The sequence below is a fragment of the Moorena sp. SIO4A5 genome (genome assembly GCF_010672005.1).
Classification (GTDB): Bacteria; Cyanobacteriota; Cyanobacteriia; order Cyanobacteriales; family Coleofasciculaceae; genus Moorena.
The window spans coordinates 1-14,739 of record NZ_JAAHHZ010000141.1 but is presented as its reverse complement, the minus strand read 5'-3'; the positions used below and the strand labels follow the sequence as shown (position 1 = coordinate 14,739).

Here is a 14,739-nt window from a genome sequence, read left to right as displayed (position 1 = left end):
ACCTAAGAAAAGAGGAGGTAATGATAAATGAGTTCTAAAGGAATTGGTCGCGCCGTGTACTTGGAGACTTGTTCGCACGGTGCCAAGGGGACGAAACAGGAGTAATCCTGTCGATTTACCCAATCCTATTTTACTAGGGGGTAATAGCCAGCCCCGTAGTTGTTCACTCTGAGGGGGCTGGTTTTTTACCTTATTAATTAAGGTCACTTTTATTATAGCACGAAACTAATCTTTAATGGCAACTTTTTTTTGAAAAATTGCAAATTTAATATGACTTAATTATTATTACAAAATTAGTGTAAATTAATAAAGTACATTTTTAGATCTAAATCTAAACTATAATCGCCGTAAATACTAATTGCTAAAATTCCTATACTAGCGATTTTTTAATTACTGAAATCGAGAAAAAAAAAGTCGAGTAATCAATGTCATGCTGGGACTAGATACAATAGTAATGTTTAATTTTATTGTCAAAAAAGAGGATATCTTTCCCCTCTTGCCTCTTGCCTCTTGCCTCTTGCCTCTTGCCTCTTGCCTCTTGCCTCTGGGTGCATCTCAATGCATGTTGTTTGACCTGGTGGGTGGAACGGGCATCTTGCCCGTTACAATCGGGCAGCAACCTAACCCGGGCATTGAGGCTGAAAATTAGGGCGAGCGCCCCTAACGCACCCTACAGAACATTTAGGTGCGCGCCCGTTCGCGCCCCGCGTCGGCTTTGCCGATAGGCGCGCTTTAATTCTTAATGGGTCAAGCGCACCTTTTCAAATATGAGATGCACCCTTGCCTCTTGCCTCTTGCCTCTTGCCTCTTGCATGCATGCCTAAAGCCCTTGCGCGTAGCGCTATAATACTTACCTACCGATTAACCAGACCTTAGCCAGATTGAGGGATGCTGGTCTCGGCTCCAAAGTTGCTAAGGCAAGCAACTCAACCAGTTTGATTGTCTACGGGATCCCATCGAGCCTGTCTGGCAACTGGCGTCCTAACCGTCGTGCCGGTTGCTATAAATGGACTTACTAGGGTTTCAGCCTGCAATGATTCCCCAAAGGCTTCGCCCCTAGGACTTTTCTTGCCGCGCTCTGAGGACAACTAGGCGTGGGTCTTCTTGCGGATTAGGCTAAAATATAAACTTTTATTACATTGTTTCTCAGAAACAGGACTAAGAGAACCTTCATTATTGTATCTTCATAGAGATATCCATAAACCTTTTGTATAAATTCAAGGACAAACAAATGTTCGATGCTTTTTCCAGAGCAGTAGTTGCATCAGACCAAAAGGGTGAATTTCTCGGTGGTGATGGCCTAAATGCTCTCAAAGAATTTGTTTCTTTGGGAAACCGCCGTCTAGATGCTGCGAGCTTCATTACTAGCAACTCTAGTTGTATCGTGTCTGATGCTGTATCTGGTATTGTGTGCGAAAACGAGGGTCTGACAGCACCTGGTGGTAGTATCTATACCAATCGTAAAATGGCTGCTTGCCTTCGGGATGGGGATATCGTTCTACGTTATATCACCTATGCTATTTTGGCAGGAGATGCTTCTGTACTCAATGACCGTTGCTTAAATGGCTTAAAAGAAACTTACTCCGCATTAGGTGTTCCTACAGGTAGTGTCAGTCGTGCTGTCAACATTATGAAAGCTGCTGCTCTTGCCTTTGTAACTAACACAGCTTCTCAGCGCAAAATGACTGTAACTCAAGGTGATTGCGCCTCATTAGCCTCAGAAATTGGTGGTTATTTCGATGCAGTAACGACAGCGATTAGCTAACCTTAGCTGGTTAGACAAGTTTTAATGCTGATTAAAGGAGTTTTAATCAAGCTGTTGTTTGAGCTGCAATTACATTAATTGAAAAATAGGAGATAATTGAGTCATGAAATCAGTGTTAACCACTACGATTGCTTCAGCAGATACCGCAGGTCGGTATCCCAGTGGATCTGATTTAGAATCTATTGCTGGTAATATTCAACGGGCTGATGCGCGTCTAGAAGCAGCAGACAAGCTAGCTTCCAACTACGCAGCCGTTGCTAAAGAAGCTGTTGATGCAGTTTATGCAGAATTTCCCGACGGAGTTAGCAAAGGTTGCACTCCTGAAGTACGCAAAGACAAATGTCTTCGCGATGTAACTACCTACCTACGCTTAATTAATTATTGCTTAGTTATTGGTGGTACTGGTCCTCTTGACGAATGGGGTATTGCGGGAGCCCGTGAAGTTTACCGCTCCCTCGGAATCAATACTGCTGCTTATGTGGCTGCCTTCACTAAAGTAAGAGATCGTATCTGCGTTCCTCGCGATATGTCTGCTCAAGCTGCCACAGAATTGACTGGTTATATCGACTATTTAATTAACTCTATGTCCTAGGGACATTGCCATCAATTTAATTTGATGAGTTAATTCTCTTTATAAAACTCTGGGCAGGATGCTTAGCTTTATTGGTTAAGTTTACTGCTCAGGGTTATTTAACTTTATCAGTTTGTTTTTGATTGGTGTTTGACAGATAATTATGAATTCTACAAATGATCTTAACGAAGGACTTTTACAGGCAAGTAAAGATGGAGATCTAGAAGTCGTAAAATCCCTAGTAGCCCAAGGGGCTGATGTCAATGTTAAGGATAAAGAAAATGCCACTGCTCTAATGCGTTCTGTATCTCGTAACTATAGAGAGATTGTGGAATTTTTGATCGAGAAAGGAGCTGATGTTAATGCCATCAATGATTGGGATTATACCCCATTAAAATATGCTATCAAACTCAACTTAAAAGAAATCCAGCAAATTCTCAGGGATAGCGGAGCAAAAGAATAAATTACTATTATGATTGCTGAGATAAACGCTCAATTAATAGAGGCAGCTAAGAGCGGTGATACTAAGACTTTAAGTTTATTACTTGAAAACGTTACTAATATCGATGGAAAAGATAATCTCTTTGGTAGAACGGTATTGATGTGGGCAGCGCGGGAAGGGCAAACGAAGACCTTACAAGTTTTACTTGAAAAGGGTGCGGAGGTAAATGCGATAGATAAATATGGCGGAACCGCATTACAGGCAGCAGCATCATCGGGACATACAGAAACCGTAAAAATATTGCTCAACTATGGAGCAGATATTAACCCTCAAGATCAACATGGTTGGACTGCACTGATGATGGCAGCAGCTCATGGTCATATAGATGCGGTAAAAACCTTGCTTAAAGTTGGGGCAGATATTAATGCCCAAGACGAATATGGTTACACAGCATTGATGATGGCTCAAAAGCAAGGTTATAGCGATATTGTCAAACTGCTCAAATCCTCAATTTAAAGATGACTAGTCCTTTTCTAAACTTATTTCCTGGTTTATCAGAAGAAAAAGCGATTGAACTTTTGGAAACACCAGTAGAACAACTAAAAGAAAAATATCACCGTTATCTAGCAGCAGCTCATTTAGTAAACTTTCCTACGGAACGCTCAATCAAAGCACTAATCAAAGTTTTGCAAGACCCTAATCCTGCACGGGAAAATCGTCAAGCACAGCGTAAAGCCATCGAATCATTAGGACGCTTAAAGGTTAATCATGCCATCGAAGTCATGGAACCTTTCTTGGCCGATAATGATCGCTATATGGTAGAAAATACTGTTTGGGCAATCGGCGAGATTGGGACATCTAATCAGGACATTCTGGAAAAAATTGCTCAATTATTAGAGAAAGAAGGACAAATTTATCGAGTAATCATTCAAACTCTAACTAAACTCAATTATAAACCAGCATTGGCAAGAATTGCTCGATTTACGGAATCAGAAGATTCTGCCATAGCTTGTGCAGCCATAGCTGCTACCTGTAAGTTATCAGGAGATGACAATCAAGTCCATCGAATTATCAAATTCTTGAATGATAAAAACATTCACGCCCGGCGAGGAGCGATTCAAGACCTGATGGATTTAGAATACGATGGGGCTATTCCTGATATAGCTGCTGCTCCTGTTTCCCAATCTCTACGTCTTCGGGGAATGCGATTTTTAGCAGATCAGGCACAAGAAAAAGGAACCGTTGATGATTCGGTAATGGAATCGAGTTTTGATTTAGCAATTTGGGATCATCCTCAAGACCTTAAAATGGCTTATGAATATCCCCAAAAACCGAGTTTGGAAAGAGTAATTCAAGACCTCTACAATACAGATTTTGCCTATTGTTATTTGGCAAGTAAGGCGATGCTCGATTTTTACCCTAATGCTGGAGAAATATTAAAAAAATCTTTTGACGAAAACGCTCAGGAAGATTACGGAGCTCACTACCATATTATTAAACTATTTGGTTGGTTGAAATACGAACCTGCTTACGATCTCTTTGTGGATACCTTACTTAATTTGGGAGACAAATTTGTCAAATCGAGAATTGCAGCTGCTATCTCTTTAGGTAACTTAGGTAACAAGCAAGCAATTCCCCATTTAAAAGCTGGTCTTGAAAGTAAAGTTTGGAAATTAAAGTATGCTTGTTTATTAGCATTAGATTATTTGGGTGATTCAAGTGGTCGCGCTCTTTGTGCTAATGACTCTGATTGGCTGATTCAACTAAAGGGCAAGAGTTACCCCCCTCAGGGTAAGCAGGGTAGGGAGGTAGACCAGGGAGATTAAGGGACTTGATGTCCCGAAAATCCCCAAACCCCAAACTATGTTATTTATTAAACTATGTTACATTAGTATATTTAAAGCCAGAACGAAAATCATATTTTTCTTCTTTGTCGTAAGGGGTGCAGGTTGACTGAGAGTACTCAGCTAATGACTTAAAACCTGGCGGACAAAGTGCTGGACAGATCTCGTTAATATCCTCCCTTTGAGGACAGCTGTAGACTCCTGCCCAGCGATTCCTAAATCTCCCCTTAACCTCTTCGGAGAACTTAAATCCTGCTTGCTCGGCAATACGGATAATTTCTTCGGGCTGGGCATCTTTTAATTGTGCTTTCAATGATTCATCTTTTTTGACAGCAACAATAAAGTCCATGAGCTGTTGTTTAGACATAAAAAACAAGATCTTTTCTAAGTTGTAAGTTTATGTGTTGAGCCCGAATGAATTTTTTAATTAATCTTGAAACATTTATGCTGAGTTAGGTCAGCGACCAGTGTTCAATACCAGTGTTAAATACCAGCCAGTGTTAAATTATGCAATCCTGTCCCACTCTTGAAAAAAAATTAAAAAAAATCCCATCTATCTCATCTCGATGAGATAGATGAGATTTAATCATTAGTTTTAAGGTAACCTAGGACAATTGCTGCTGGTCACAGAGGAGCTTTTTAAAGTGCCTCTGTAATGCTAATAATCTTACCTCCTACTCCATGAATATTCTGAAATGCTTTTGACATACAATCAAAGCTTACTGTTATCTGTTGTTTGCTGACTTTTTGCGCACGAGCGAAGTCGTTGGAACTAGAATAGGTAATCTTAAAACGTTTACCAGTATTGTCATAGTTCCCACCATTGCCCATAGCAAGGGGCTCGATTGGAGTAGCCATATTGGAGGCGACAGAGGTAATTAATTGAGCACTGTTATTTCTGTCGCTAGTAGGAGAACCTCTTAACAAGGAAAACATGCGATTGAAGCTTTCGTTGTTGAGACCAACTTGGGAACGAATATTACGAGGATAAGGAACAATATATTCTCCAAAGTTCAAAATATATTCTTCGCTATCGATGTAGGAGTCAATCTCAGCATCATATCCTTGTTCGTAATAGATTTGAACGTGGTCTTGAATTTCTTGTTGAGATTGAGGCGCACGACCTAACAAATGTTTGAAATTCAGTTCAATAAAGCGGTATGGAGAAGAGGAATGGAAGAAAAGTGACTTATATAAATTGGATTGAGCGATTATCCTCACAAACTGACGAACAGTAATGTCATCATCCCGGAGAAGTGCTTCAGCACTTTCCAGACGTTGTTCTTCCATTAAATGCTCATTTCCCAAGACTTGCTTGTAAACAGCCCTAATGATGATTTGTAAATCCTCTTCAGTCTGATTAGGACGCATTTCTAAAGGGTTTCCTTCAAAGGCATCCAAACCGAGGGTTGCCGAACGAGCTAAATTTCCCATCCACTTTCTCCTAAATACTAAAAAAGCTTAACTTTTAAAATCGTCTTTAATTGCTTGATTAAGCAATCCATACTAAAAATAACCAATAGGTGCGATCTTGTCCTAATTTATGAGAAACAAATTTACAAAAATTATTATTTGGAAAATTTGGTGGTCGATCAGCACAGTGTGCGATAGCTGATCAAGTCATGCCAACTCCAGGTTACGTCAGCTAACCCGGCCCTTTCTGCTGCAGTATTGCCCTTGCGACTATGGACCCAAATCGACTTGAAATCGCTGACCATCAACCTGACTGTGGCCTCAGTCTACTCCCAGGCTTGAGCAAATTTTTGATGACAATAAAATAATTGGTTGGTCATCCTGTACTTGATCTAGGACACTGGCTAGGTTAGCTCTGACTTGAGAAGAGGTAGTTTCTCGACTAACATCGTAGCCCTAAGCCTGACTTAATACAATAGTATTGTAAATACTGAAAATTGGAACTGGGCTAGACTGCGTTCGCGTAGCGGGGCAAAGCCCATCGCATAGCCAAAGCCAAAATGCGATGCCCGCGCATTGAGCCGCTAGGCGAACCCATTCTCAAACCCGAATCCTACCAAGCTCAGATCTGGCACCTGGCCCATGCAACCTGTTGACTATACCACCCTGACCGCTGCTTGTTCTGAGCTCCGTGCTACCTGGGTACCAGGACGTGCCGAACAAGTCTATCAACGCGATCGCTACACCATTGCCATCGCCCTACGCACCCTAAATGGTCGAGGTTGGCTCACCATTTGTTGGCATCCCCAAGCTGCCCGAATTTGCATAGGAGATCCACCCCCTCGGGTTCCCGACACCTTCACCTTTAGTGACCAACTGAGGCACCAGTTAGGTGGCTTCGCCCTAATTGCCATCGAAACCATTGCCCCTTGGGAGAGAGTCTTAGACCTGCAATTTGCCAAACGCCCTGGAGAAGCTCCGACTTGGCATTTGTATGTAGAAATTATCGGCAAATACAGTAACCTAATCCTCACTGATGCTGACAATCTAATTGTCACCACTGCTCATCAAGTCAGTAACCAGCAATCCACCGTCCGTACTATTCAAACCGGTCAACCCTACGAACTCCCACCAGCCCTGACTGGCACTAGCCCCAGTTTGACTGAACCCTACCAGAGCTGGCAAGAACGAGTCAGTTTGATACCAGGAGCAGTAGCACATCAGTTACTCAAAAGTTATCGAGGATTGAGTCCCACCCTCGCTCGCTCAATGGTACAAGCAGCTGGTTTAGACCCAAAGCAATCCACCGAAACCCTAGAAGAATCCGACTGGCAAAACCTATTTCAACGCTGGCAACAATGGTTACAAACTTTATTAAACGTTAGCAACTTGTCTACAGCCAACCGACAACCATCTAACCTTCAACCATCTAACCTTCAACCATCTAACCTTCAACCATCTAACCTTCAACCTGTTAACCTTGGCCAAAAGGCCACGCTACGCGAACAACCTGTTAACCTTGGCCAAAAGGCCACGCTACGCGAACAACCTGTTAACCTTCAACCTGCTAACCTTGGCCAAAAGGCCACGCTACGCGAACAACCTGCCAACCTTAAACCTGCTAACCTTTTTCAGCCAGGCTGGACAAACCAAGGATATACAGTAATGGATTGGGGGATAGTTAAACCAGCTGAAAATATCCAAACCTTACTAAATTCTTACTACACCAATCAGTTCAATCAACACGAGTTTGCCCGGTTGCATAACCAACTGACTCAGAAGCTAAATAATAACCTACGAAAACTACGGCAAAAAGCCTCTAGCTTTAAGGAACGTTTACAGCAATCTGACCAAGCTGATCAATCCCGAGAAAAAGCTGACTTATTAATGGCATATCTCCAGGATTGGCAACCAGGGATGAAATCGATCACCCTACCTGACTTTGAAACCAACCAGCCAGTCAAGATTCCCTTAAATCCTGAGAAAAATGCTGTCCAAAATGCCCAAGCTCTCTACAAGCGACACCAAAAACTGAAACGAACTCGCGATGCGGTTGAGCCATTACTAAAAGAAGTACAAGAGGAAATACAGTATTTAGAGCAAGTCGAGGCATCATTGACTCAGCTAAACACCTATAACACTCTAGACGACTTACAAACCCTACAGGAAATCCGCGAAGAGCTAATTGGGCAAGGATATTTAGAAGCTTCTGCTCAAAGGAGTCGTAATCTATCGGATGTTTCACAGCCCTATCGATATCAAACTCCCAGTGGCTTTGAATTATTGATTGGTCGCAACAATCGGCAAAATGACCAGCTGACATTTCGTACCGCTGGGGATTATGACCTCTGGTTTCATACCCAAGAGATTGCTGGGAGTCATGTACTACTGAGATTAGAGCCAGGAACAGTAGCTGATCCAGCAGATTTGCAATTTGCTGCTGATCTAGCCGCTTACAACAGCCGGGGGTGTCAGAGTGAACAGGTCCCAGTGGTTTACACGAAACCCAAATATGTCTACAAGCCCAAAGGAGCTAAACCAGGCATGGCGATTTATAAGCACGAGCAAATCCTCTGGGGGCGTCCTGATCAAGGTCGTCATTACCTGATGGCATCTGTCTCAACCCAAAAAATGTAAACTTTAATTACAAAAAAGAACGTATTCTCTGTTACGATCAAATTATCAGAAATTTTTAGGCTGTCGGTTTGGGAACGCGCAGCCTGGATTTTCCTCATGGAAAATGACGACGTATCTCTAATTAATGGTGTAGACCATACCAGCTGTATCCACAGCTGGTGATTTTTTTTAATATGTAGCAGTACTTTAGCTATTTGGTATCAGGAAAATCCCCTTTCCCCTTGGTTAATCAGTTGCACGCCAAGAACCTCAGCAAATTTACCACACAGATCTAAGCGTACCTGTTCCACATTAAGATCCGGAATAAACTGAGCTAGACTACCCACGGGTTTATCCGCAATGCCGCAGGGAACGATATGATTAAAACCTGCAAGGTCAGGACAGACATTCAAAGCAAAGCCATGCATGGTAATCCAGCGCTTCACCTTAATGCCAATGGCAGCAACTTTACATCCTTCTAGCCAGACACCAGTCATCCCAGTCACCCGCTCACCCTTGAGTCCATAGACAGCCAATACCTGAATCAAAACTTCCTCCAGCTGTCTGAGGTACCAGTGTAAATCTTGGCGATAATACCGGAGATTGAGAATCGGGTAGCCTACCAGCTGTCCAGGACAGTGGTAGGTCACTTCACCACCACGCTCTATCCGATGCACCTCCGAGTTAACCTGATTGGGATCGAATTTGAGAAAGTCAATACTCGACCCTTTTCCTAGGGTGTAAACCGGTGGATGCTCCAGCAACAGGAGAATATCATCCAAACTGGAATCTTGGAGCCGTTGACTAACTAGCGATCGCTGTTGCTCCCAAGCCACTGTGTAAGGGACTAAGCCTTGATGACTAATTAAACATTTACGCACAATCCTCAATTATCTCATACTCTATGCCCTATTTTATCAATGTCAACGAATGCAAAGGAATTTAAAGAGAAATCAAGAGTTGATGTTCTCTAGAATACAAAGTGATAGGGTAAGAGTATGAACCAATAGCAGATCTCCCCAACCTCCACTGCTATTGTCAAGCGCAAACGTTACGAGATGGAGTAGTCAGTATGAAGCTTGTTATCCAAGGTAAAAACATCGATATCACCGATGCAATTCGTGACTATGTACATCAAAAAATAGAAAAGGCGGTCAATCATTTTCAAAACATTACCAATCAGGTGGATATAAATCTATCGGTGGCTCGTAATCCTCGGATAAACCCGAAACAGACAGCTGAAGTAACCATTTATGCCAATAAGACAGTGATTCGTGCCCAAGAGGGGACTGAAAACTTGTATGCCAGCATTGATCTGGTGGCTGATAAGATTCATCGTCAACTGCGCAAATATAAGGAGAAGCAGCAATCCCAGAAAACCCGTAATCAGGCCAAGACAGAGGTAATACTAGAAGAAGAATCGGTGCCAGTTGATCTGATTAGCGATCGCACTCCTGAGCTACCCGAAGAAGTGGTGCGTATGAAGTATTTTGCCATGCCCCCAATGACTGTAGAGGAAGCCTTGGAACAACTAGAGCTAGTAGACCACGATTTTTATATGTTCCGGAACATTAAAACCGGGGAGATTAATGTAATCTATGAACGCAATCATGGCGGATATGGAGTAATCCAGCCCCGTAATGGCAATGGAAAAACTCACCACACTAACGGTAAGGTGCCTCAAAGCCTTAGTGCTGCCGCAGGATTCATATAAAAACTCTGTGGAAGGTTAAAGGTTGACCGTTGACCGTTGACCGTTGACCGTTGACCAGAGTTAACAAAATCTTCTCAAAGCTCCACACCATCGTAAAAGCTTGGTGTGGGGTTGTTTGCTATCACAATTTATGCCTGACTTTATAGTGTTTCCATGGAAATTGGAATTGTGGTGGAGCTCTTAGCACAGGGTTGTTCAACTGGGTTTTGGGATAAGATTAAGAGGGAATTTTCTGGTAAGTACCTGGATAGAAATAAACAGCACTTACGCCACCAACCTGGTTATTAACGGTAATTACACCGATTTCAGCGTTTGATGTATAGCGATGCAGCGCGGTCTTGGGGGTCCCCCCCATGAGCGACTGCATCAAGACAACCAGAAACCGGGTTTTAACGGTCTTGGTGCGTAAGTCCTGATTCAGTTAACTGTGTTAAGACATGTGTAAGAATTGTGTAAGACCTGTGAAGGCATTGAATCCCCTTCTATTGCCTGATAGGCAAGTTTATCGTTCCCAAGTCTTAACAGTTAACTTTAATTTTGTCCTACTACTTACACCTACCCTATCTCCCTTAACTGCCCTCCTTGCCTCACCTCACTCTTAACGTTGTGCCTTTTTTTTTCCATGGAATTTTTGACCATATTCCTATCAGGCTTAATCACTGTGGTTTCTGGGGTGGGTTTCATCCTCGACAAGGTGATCGAAAGCAATATCCGCTCCCAGCTTTCCCAGGTCGAGCAATTGCAAGTCCGAGTTAACAACACTCCCAATTACCAAATTTTGCCAGGCAAAGTAGACCAGGTTTTAATTGCTGGTAAGGGCTTATGGCTGACGCCAGATATCCGGATTGGTGTCTTGGAACTAGAAACTGATCCGATTGACCTTGATATAGAGAACGTCCGTAAAGGTGGTAAAGACTCACTAGCGAACTCTCTGAGGCAACCGCTACAAGCTGGAGTGCGTCTAGTTTTAACCGAGTCAGATATTAACCAAGCTCTAGAGTCGCCGGAAGTTAGAGAACAATTAAACGATTTGATCAATGCTGTGATCAGTCGTGGCAGTAGGCGTTATAAACTACTGAACTCACAAGTAGACTTTCTAGATGACAACCGTATTTATTTACAAGTGACATTGCAGCAAGGAGATAATCAACCCCTAGAGATTATCTTAAACTCCGGTGTGGGCATCCTGACCGGGAAAAGCATACAGCTAATTGAACCAAAGTTGTCGGTTGATGGGAACCCACTCCCACCTCAGTTAATCAAGTTATTTGTTGGTAGTCTCAGCCAGCGCTTAAATCTCAGTAATATTGAAGATGAAGGCATCACAGCCCGAATCTTACAATTTGAGTTAAGTCCTAGTGAATTAGAATTAGCAGCATTTGTCCGGATCAAGGAGTAAACCGTGTTAAGGATGAAATATCAAAGATGAAGGATGAAATATCAAGGATGAAGTCTCAAAAATTCAATTTGGTTTCGTGCCACTAGTCCTATCTGATCATAGTAAATCAAATTACCGTAAATCAACCTTTTGATTAATCAGTTATTATGCATGACCAACAAGACGATCGTGGTATTCCTCTCGGTGTGATTGCCAGTATTTCCATCCTAGTCTTAGCAGCAGGAGGTGGAGGTACCTGGTGGGCATGGCGTTCACAGCAATCTTCCCCAGAAGTGCCTGTGACAACTACACCCCAATCATCTACACCTAAGTCATCTCAGACTATACAACCCACAACTGAAAAACCCTCAACTAAGGAAAAAATTCAGGTCTATTGGCTCAATGATGTTGATAACCAAATTGTTTTAATTCCTAGTTCAATTCCCTTAAATAATAAGACCCTTAACAAAGGTCAGATATTAGAGAGCGCATTCGAGGGTTTATTGGCTGGACCGACCAATGGCACATTTACGACCACTATTCCCCAAGGTACAAAACTACGGGGTGTTTCTCTCAAAAGTGATGGTGTTCATGTAGATTTGTCCCAGGAATTTACCGTTGGTGGCGGCAGTAGCTCCATGAGCGGTCGTCTGGCGCAAGTTGTTTATACAGCCAGCAGTTTAGACCCCAATACTCAGGTATGGATTGAGGTAGATGGGAAACAACTAGAGGTTTTAGGTGGAGAAGGCTTAATGCTTGATCAACCACTGACTCGCCAAGATGTCAATCAAAACTTCCCACTCTAGAGGTTTCCCAGGTTAGACTGCTTTGAGCAGTTGCTCACTAGCGTTGGATGAAAATTTGTCAACCGACGCTGCGGCACATAAATATACGTTGGCAGACCTCTAATTCCCATGCCCAGCAAACCTATTTTCGCTTCTAGCAGCTATTATTAGCTTGACATCTGTCAAACCTATCTAAGGAGTAATCCTTAGTCAGGTTTAATCCGCATTAGTGCTTGACCATATTCTATTGGTTCTCCATTTTTTACCAAAATTTCCATTACTTGTCCACTCACTTCTGCTTCAATTTCGTTCATCAGCTTCATAGCTTCAATAATACAAACAGTTTGACCAGCACTAATGCGTTCCCCTACCTCCACAAAGGGGTCTTCATCAGGAGCAGGAGCGCGGTAAAATGTCCCGACCATGGGTGAGTTAATTTCCTCCCACTTTTGATCTACCCCTGGTGGAGGTACTGATGGGACTGTTGCTGCTGGTGTTGAGGCTACCTCTAGTACTGGTGTGGGAGCAGTGGGTATAGTGGAGCCAGAGATGGGAACCCCTACGGAGCCAGCAGCTTGATAAGGAGTGCTAGCTTCACCGGAATCACTAGTAGGGGTGATACTGACCCCTTTACGCACTGTGAGTTCAAAATCATCACTCTTGAGGGTCAGTTCTGTAATATCGGTTTGAGCAATAGCAGCTAACAGATCACGAAGTTGATTGATGTCTAATGCCACAATTTTTAAAAAGAGGTTAGGGTCTTGGGGCTAAAGGCTAAGGGTTAAGATTTTTTGGCATTATTTTGCCTTAGTAGTCAGGTGAGTCCATTATCTTGATTGCCATGATCTATTCAGGGCATCAAATCAGGGCATCAAAACAATTTACTCGCGACCAAGATAAGAATCATTACGGGTATCGATTTTAATGCGCTCTCCTATGGAAATGAATAGAGGAACCATCACCTGAGCTCCTGTTGAAACCTTGGCTGGTTTGGTACCGCCAGTAGCGGTATCACCTTTAACACCAGGATCGGTATCGACTACTTCCAACACTACAGAATTGGGCAGTTCTACTTCTAGAATCTGGTCGTTCCAGAAGAGGATGTTCACTTCCATTTCTTCATTGAGATACTTGCAGCGATCGCCAATCTGGGATTCACTTAGACTAGTTTCCTCGAAGCTTTCCATATCCATGAAGACATATTCATCGCCATCTTTGTAGGTATGCTGCATGGCACGTTTTTCCAGGTTTGCCTGGGGTACTGTTTCCCCAGCCCGGAAGGTTTTCTCTACAACATTCCCTGTCTGGACATTTTTTAGTTTGGTACGAACAAAGGCGGAACCTTTTCCAGGCTTGACGTGGAGAAATTCCACTACCCGCCATACGGATCCATCTAACTCAATAGAGACACCAGTGCGAAAGTCGTTACTAGAAATCATTAACCTGCTAACTCGGGCAGAACAATCGGCATCTTATTTTACCCTTGAGAGGTTGAAGGTTGAAAGTTGCACTTTGGAGGTTAAGGTAAAGATTTGTGCCAAAGTGTTGCGCTAAGTGACTTGCCCATCCTAAACTAAACGATACTTTTGGCTAATCACCTCAACGCTAGTTAAATCGATGGGGGGATAGGAAGCTTACAGGGGTAGGTTTTTTAATCAGGGTCGGGAGTCGGGAATCGGGAGTCGGAACCCACCCCTAACCCCTCCCAGGAGGGGAAGAGCGGGAAATGGGGAGAATTATTTCTAAAATTATTGTATATTTGGATACAGATTTTTCGGAGTTTCTAGGCATTAAAAGTAAGTACTCGCCCCAATGTTTAAAAACCTACCCTTGTGAGGGGATAGGCATAGGGGGAGAGGGCGATAACTTGGCTAGCTCAGTGGGTTATTGGTGTGATGGGCACGGACCCCAGCTGAAAGACCGAAGCTAATGGCTCAACAGTATCATAAACTACCTTGACATGGGAAGATATGAGATGAAGTTTTGATACGTTGTGGATCAGCCTTGACCCCACTGGTGTAATGCTTGGGGTAATTATTGTTTATGAAACTTTTAAAGATTTCTTTGCCAGATTGGTGGAAACCCTTGACCAAGACTACCCTCTTGGGGCTGCTGTTAATGTCCCTTTCCTTAGGTCTGAGTGGAGCTTGGTGGAACTTTAAGTTTAACTTTGGTAATCAAGAACCTGCTCGTGAAAGTCGATTACCAGGG

General features: G+C 42.9%; 16 protein-coding genes. 10 read left to right on the top strand and 6 right to left on the bottom strand.

Annotation, left to right across the window (positions count from 1 at the left end; all coding sequences use genetic code 11):
• A partial coding sequence (locus F6K57_RS28750) for a hypothetical protein (RefSeq protein WP_293071736.1) occupies positions 1–207 on the bottom strand: 207 nt, incomplete at its 3' end.
• A 247-nt stretch (positions 208–454) separates the two neighbouring features.
• Here F6K57_RS28750 and F6K57_RS28745 point away from each other — a divergent pair.
• From F6K57_RS28745 to F6K57_RS28720, 6 genes are all read left to right on the top strand, one after another.
• A complete protein-coding gene (locus F6K57_RS28745; RefSeq protein ID WP_293071735.1) occupies positions 455–649 on the top strand; it encodes a hypothetical protein in 195 nt (64 codons plus the stop codon).
• 582 nt (positions 650–1,231) lie between these two features.
• Entirely contained in the window at positions 1,232–1,765 is a 534-nt protein-coding gene (locus tag F6K57_RS28740; RefSeq protein WP_293021735.1) for a phycocyanin subunit beta, read from the top strand.
• A gap of 103 nt (positions 1,766–1,868) precedes the next feature.
• On the top strand, positions 1,869–2,357 hold the full coding sequence (locus F6K57_RS28735; RefSeq protein WP_293021733.1) for a bleomycin hydrolase: 489 nt from the start codon (positions 1,869–1,871) through the stop codon (positions 2,355–2,357).
• Positions 2,358–2,499: 142 nt separating this feature from the next.
• A complete protein-coding gene (locus tag F6K57_RS28730; RefSeq protein WP_293071734.1) occupies positions 2,500–2,799 on the top strand; it encodes an ankyrin repeat domain-containing protein in 300 nt (99 codons plus the stop codon).
• 9 nt (positions 2,800–2,808) lie between these two features.
• Positions 2,809–3,294: an ankyrin repeat domain-containing protein gene (locus F6K57_RS28725; RefSeq protein ID WP_293071733.1), complete on the top strand. Its 486-nt coding sequence runs from the start codon at positions 2,809–2,811 to the stop codon at positions 3,292–3,294.
• Between the two features lie 2 nt (positions 3,295–3,296).
• Positions 3,297–4,604 carry a HEAT repeat domain-containing protein gene (locus F6K57_RS28720; protein WP_293071732.1) on the top strand — a complete coding sequence of 436 codons (1,308 nt, stop codon included), beginning with the start codon at positions 3,297–3,299 and terminating at the stop codon, positions 4,602–4,604.
• Positions 4,605–4,656: 52 nt separating this feature from the next.
• Here the strand turns inward: F6K57_RS28720 and F6K57_RS28715 are convergent, their stop codons facing one another.
• Positions 4,657–4,989, bottom strand: coding sequence for a Nif11-like leader peptide family natural product precursor (locus tag F6K57_RS28715; protein ID WP_293071731.1), 333 nt, complete (start codon positions 4,987–4,989; stop codon positions 4,657–4,659).
• 272 nt (positions 4,990–5,261) lie between these two features.
• On the bottom strand, positions 5,262–6,056 hold the full coding sequence (locus F6K57_RS28710; RefSeq protein ID WP_293071730.1) for a phycobilisome rod-core linker polypeptide: 795 nt from the start codon (positions 6,054–6,056) through the stop codon (positions 5,262–5,264).
• A gap of 621 nt (positions 6,057–6,677) precedes the next feature.
• Here F6K57_RS28710 and F6K57_RS28705 point away from each other — a divergent pair.
• Entirely contained in the window at positions 6,678–8,672 is a 1,995-nt protein-coding gene (locus tag F6K57_RS28705; protein WP_293071729.1) for an NFACT RNA binding domain-containing protein, read from the top strand.
• A gap of 200 nt (positions 8,673–8,872) precedes the next feature.
• Here F6K57_RS28705 and lipB read toward each other — a convergent pair whose 3' ends face one another.
• Positions 8,873–9,532 (bottom strand): lipoyl(octanoyl) transferase LipB, encoded by a 660-nt coding sequence (gene lipB / locus F6K57_RS28700; protein WP_293071728.1) that lies wholly within the window; start codon positions 9,530–9,532, stop codon positions 8,873–8,875.
• Between the two features lie 191 nt (positions 9,533–9,723).
• On the opposite strand from lipB, the gene raiA reads away from it, so the two are divergent.
• The 3 genes from raiA (at position 9,724) to F6K57_RS28685 (ending at position 12,549) form a co-directional block, all read left to right on the top strand.
• The gene (gene raiA / locus F6K57_RS28695) at positions 9,724–10,365 is read left to right on the top strand and encodes a ribosome-associated translation inhibitor RaiA (RefSeq protein WP_293071727.1); all 642 of its coding nucleotides are present in this window, start codon (positions 9,724–9,726) and stop codon (positions 10,363–10,365) included.
• A 622-nt stretch (positions 10,366–10,987) separates the two neighbouring features.
• Positions 10,988–11,764, top strand: a complete 777-nt coding sequence (locus F6K57_RS28690) for a DUF2993 domain-containing protein (protein ID WP_293021719.1) — start codon at positions 10,988–10,990, stop codon at positions 11,762–11,764.
• Positions 11,765–11,910: 146 nt separating this feature from the next.
• A complete protein-coding gene (locus F6K57_RS28685; protein ID WP_293071726.1) occupies positions 11,911–12,549 on the top strand; it encodes a GerMN domain-containing protein in 639 nt (212 codons plus the stop codon).
• 185 nt (positions 12,550–12,734) lie between these two features.
• On the opposite strand, the gene accB is transcribed toward F6K57_RS28685, so the two are convergent.
• Both accB and efp read right to left on the bottom strand, forming a co-directional pair.
• Positions 12,735–13,265 (bottom strand): acetyl-CoA carboxylase biotin carboxyl carrier protein, encoded by a 531-nt coding sequence (gene accB / locus F6K57_RS28680; RefSeq protein ID WP_293021715.1) that lies wholly within the window; start codon positions 13,263–13,265, stop codon positions 12,735–12,737.
• A 144-nt stretch (positions 13,266–13,409) separates the two neighbouring features.
• A complete protein-coding gene (efp, locus tag F6K57_RS28675) occupies positions 13,410–13,967 on the bottom strand; it encodes an elongation factor P (protein ID WP_293071725.1) in 558 nt (185 codons plus the stop codon).
• Positions 13,968–14,739: the final 772 nt, after the last annotated feature.

Bases quoted from the DNA above. Each gene is read 5' to 3' on its own strand.
- F6K57_RS28745 (WP_293071735.1), top strand. From the start codon at position 455: ATGTTTAATTTTATTGTCAAAAAAGAGGATATCTTTCCCCTCTTGCCT.
- F6K57_RS28740 (WP_293021735.1), top strand. From the start codon at position 1,232: ATGTTCGATGCTTTTTCCAGAGCAGTAGTTGCATCAGACCAAAAGGGT.
- F6K57_RS28735 (WP_293021733.1), top strand. From the start codon at position 1,869: ATGAAATCAGTGTTAACCACTACGATTGCTTCAGCAGATACCGCAGGT.
- F6K57_RS28730 (WP_293071734.1), top strand. From the start codon at position 2,500: ATGAATTCTACAAATGATCTTAACGAAGGACTTTTACAGGCAAGTAAA.
- F6K57_RS28725 (WP_293071733.1), top strand. From the start codon at position 2,809: ATGATTGCTGAGATAAACGCTCAATTAATAGAGGCAGCTAAGAGCGGT.
- F6K57_RS28720 (WP_293071732.1), top strand. From the start codon at position 3,297: ATGACTAGTCCTTTTCTAAACTTATTTCCTGGTTTATCAGAAGAAAAA.
- F6K57_RS28715 (WP_293071731.1), bottom strand. From the start codon at position 4,989: ATGTCTAAACAACAGCTCATGGACTTTATTGTTGCTGTCAAAAAAGAT.
- F6K57_RS28710 (WP_293071730.1), bottom strand. From the start codon at position 6,056: ATGGGAAATTTAGCTCGTTCGGCAACCCTCGGTTTGGATGCCTTTGAA.
- F6K57_RS28705 (WP_293071729.1), top strand. From the start codon at position 6,678: ATGCAACCTGTTGACTATACCACCCTGACCGCTGCTTGTTCTGAGCTC.
- raiA (WP_293071727.1), top strand. From the start codon at position 9,724: ATGAAGCTTGTTATCCAAGGTAAAAACATCGATATCACCGATGCAATT.
- F6K57_RS28690 (WP_293021719.1), top strand. From the start codon at position 10,988: ATGGAATTTTTGACCATATTCCTATCAGGCTTAATCACTGTGGTTTCT.
- F6K57_RS28685 (WP_293071726.1), top strand. From the start codon at position 11,911: ATGCATGACCAACAAGACGATCGTGGTATTCCTCTCGGTGTGATTGCC.
- efp (WP_293071725.1), bottom strand. From the start codon at position 13,967: ATGATTTCTAGTAACGACTTTCGCACTGGTGTCTCTATTGAGTTAGAT.